The following is a 2314-nucleotide window of genomic DNA, read 5'->3' on the forward strand; positions in this document are numbered from 1 at the left end:
GTCTTACACACTTTCACCCATTATCAACTTAGGGGACAGTATGATCTGCGATCGTTCGGATCTATCTCTCTTCCCTTCAATGTAATCAATCAATCTGACTGCTGCGGCGTACCCCATCTCCGCGTATGGTACTTCTATCGAACTCAGAGATGGAACGAGATGCTCGTTGACTCCCTCCGTATTGTCGGCCGCCATTACGAACACTTGCTTGCCAACGAGTAAATTCAATTCGTATGCAGCTCGATACACTTGCACGGCTCCCCTTGACCAATTAGACAAGATGGAGAGTGGAAGCGTTTGCATGGAAAGCCAGTGCAGCCACCGGGAACGCTCTTCCTGCCAAGATGACTCCTCCCTGCTGATCACGAGAGGCTCGAATTTATGAGCAATCATCCAGTTCTTATAAGCTTGTAATCTTTGCACGTCTCCCCAATTGGGGTTATAGGACGGTCCCATGTATATTTCCAGATACACAGGAGCTACCCGTGATTTCGCATACATGTGGTCCAAGGCAAGTTCTATACTGTACGCATAATCCGTCATTATGGATGTCACCGACCGAGTCTCGGGATAACCTTCTAAGGAAACATACGGAATGCCTCGTTCCATGATCTGGCTCGCCCATCGGGCATCGTTGTAGCTCGTGTTGTCCTGTGTCAGGATACCGTCAATTCGACGTTCAGCGTACAGGTCAAGAATACCGCCACGACCAACTTCGCTATGCTCCGAGCCGTACAGTATGAGATGGTAGCCGTGTTCCCAGCATGCCATCTGAGCACCCTTCATCATCTGGAACAGGAACGGGGTTTGCAGATGTCCAGTCACCGCTATACAATGCGTTCGACCTAGTCTTAATCCTCTAGCCTGCGCATCTACCTTATAGTTCATTTCTTCAATAACCGCAAGCACTGCTTTTCTTCTCGCAGAGCTAATGCGGATCCCCTTGGTTCCATTCAGTACTGCAGAAACGACGCTAGGAGATACACCTGCTTTTCTCGCTACATCTTTGCTGGTAACCTTCACCATGGCAACCCCTCCAGGTTCATGATAATACGATTTATCAATATGGGTCAATGTTCATTTTATGTTTGGTTAAAATAAAAAAAGTCCTACTTACGCCATCTAGCATCGAATAGGACTCGTTGAGAGTGATGCTGCTTGAAGGTGACCCCAGGATACAGTTATATTGAAAGAAGGACCAGTACCCCTTTCAATATGGAGGATGATGTATGAAACAACTGAATCTCATGGGGTATATTGCAGTGATTGGATGGTTGCTATATCTGTTATACGGATACACTAACTTCGATGAAATTCGAGAAAGTGAACGACTTTCTCTTGTTGTAGCTATTACATTCCTCGGTCTTGTCTGGTTCCCGGTGTATTTCATTCTAGTGGCTGTCATTGGACTTAGAAATAATAAAACAAAACGCTGACTGTACATAAGTACAATCAGCGTTTTGTTTTACATTTTGTAGTGCCGGTGAAGGGACTCGAACCCCCACGGTTTCCCTCACGATTTTGAGTCGCGCGCGTCTGCCAATTCCGCCACACCGGCTTAGTTAGTAATTAATCCTGTGAGGATTAAATGGCGTGCCCTAAGAGATTCGAACTCCTGACCTTTTGATTCGTAGTCAAACGCTCTATCCGGCTGAGCTAAGGGCACATATGAACTTTGGTAAAACATGGTGCCGAAGACCAGACTTGAACTGGTACGGTGGTCACCCACCGCAGGATTTTAAGTCCTGTGCGTCTGCCGATTCCGCCACTCCGGCGAAGTTACATGGAGGCGCCACCCAGACTCGAACTGGGGGTAGAGCTTTTGCAGAGCTCTGCCTTACCACTTGGCTATGGCGCCAAATAAATGGAGCGGACGACGAGATTCGAACTCGCGACCCTCGCCTTGGCAAGGCGATGCTCTACCACTGAGCCACGTCCGCATATAAAATTATCTCCCAGAAAGAAATACTGGGGATCTAGGATTCGAACCTAGGGATGACGGAGTCAAAGTCCGTTGCCTTACCGCTTGGCTAATCCCCAATATGAGAAGTTATGGGGCGATCGACGGGACTTGAACCCGCGAATGCCGGATCCACAAACCGGTGCGTTAACCCCTTCGCCACGACCGCCATATCTTCTTATCTGGCAGGGGCAGCAGGAATTGAACCCACACCAAAGGTTTTGGAGACCTTTGTTCTACCTTTAAACTATGCCCCTAAAATAAATGGTGGAGGATGATGGATTCGAACCACCGAACTCGTCAGAGAACAGATTTACAGTCTGCTGCGTTTGGCCACTTCGCTAATCCTCCATG

Annotated in this window: 2 protein-coding genes and 9 tRNA genes; 1 reads left to right on the forward strand and 10 read right to left on the reverse strand. The window is 48.1% G+C overall.

Features of this window, described 5'->3' with window-relative positions; all coding sequences use genetic code 11:
• Window positions 1-3 precede the first annotated feature (3 nt).
• On the reverse strand, window positions 4-1026 hold the full coding sequence (locus tag AC1DWB_RS33705; protein WP_477545449.1) for a LacI family DNA-binding transcriptional regulator: 1023 nt from the start codon (window positions 1024-1026) through the stop codon (window positions 4-6).
• Window positions 1027-1229: 203 nt separating this feature from the next.
• Here AC1DWB_RS33705 and AC1DWB_RS33710 point away from each other — a divergent pair, with 203 nt between their 5' ends.
• Complete coding sequence (locus AC1DWB_RS33710; RefSeq protein ID WP_477545450.1) at window positions 1230-1436, forward strand: hypothetical protein; 207 nt, start codon at window positions 1230-1232, stop codon at window positions 1434-1436.
• A gap of 42 nt (window positions 1437-1478) precedes the next feature.
• Here AC1DWB_RS33710 and AC1DWB_RS33715 read toward each other — a convergent pair.
• From AC1DWB_RS33715 to AC1DWB_RS33755, 9 genes are all read right to left on the reverse strand, one after another.
• Window positions 1479-1558, reverse strand: a tRNA-Leu gene (locus AC1DWB_RS33715).
• Window positions 1559-1589: 31 nt separating this feature from the next.
• A tRNA-Arg gene (locus tag AC1DWB_RS33720) sits at window positions 1590-1666 on the reverse strand.
• A 20-nt stretch (window positions 1667-1686) separates the two neighbouring features.
• Window positions 1687-1775 (reverse strand) — tRNA-Leu (locus AC1DWB_RS33725).
• 9 nt (window positions 1776-1784) lie between these two features.
• Window positions 1785-1858 (reverse strand) — tRNA-Cys (locus AC1DWB_RS33730).
• A 7-nt stretch (window positions 1859-1865) separates the two neighbouring features.
• A tRNA-Gly gene (locus AC1DWB_RS33735) sits at window positions 1866-1940 on the reverse strand.
• Between the two features lie 28 nt (window positions 1941-1968).
• A tRNA-Gln gene (locus tag AC1DWB_RS33740) sits at window positions 1969-2040 on the reverse strand.
• Window positions 2041-2053: 13 nt separating this feature from the next.
• Window positions 2054-2129: transfer RNA gene (locus AC1DWB_RS33745), tRNA-His, on the reverse strand.
• A 14-nt stretch (window positions 2130-2143) separates the two neighbouring features.
• Window positions 2144-2217, reverse strand: a tRNA-Trp gene (locus AC1DWB_RS33750).
• Between the two features lie 8 nt (window positions 2218-2225).
• Window positions 2226-2311 (reverse strand) — tRNA-Tyr (locus AC1DWB_RS33755).
• Between the last annotated feature and the right edge of the window lie 3 nt (window positions 2312-2314).

The sequence above is a fragment of the Paenibacillus sp. P4_E11 genome (assembly GCF_056401635.1).

What these genes read in the sequence shown, in the direction of transcription:
- AC1DWB_RS33705 (WP_477545449.1), bottom strand. Translation starts at nt 1,026, where the DNA reads ATGGTGAAGGTTACCAGCAAAGATGTAGCGAGAAAAGCAGGTGTATCT.
- AC1DWB_RS33710 (WP_477545450.1), top strand. Translation starts at nt 1,230, where the DNA reads ATGAAACAACTGAATCTCATGGGGTATATTGCAGTGATTGGATGGTTG.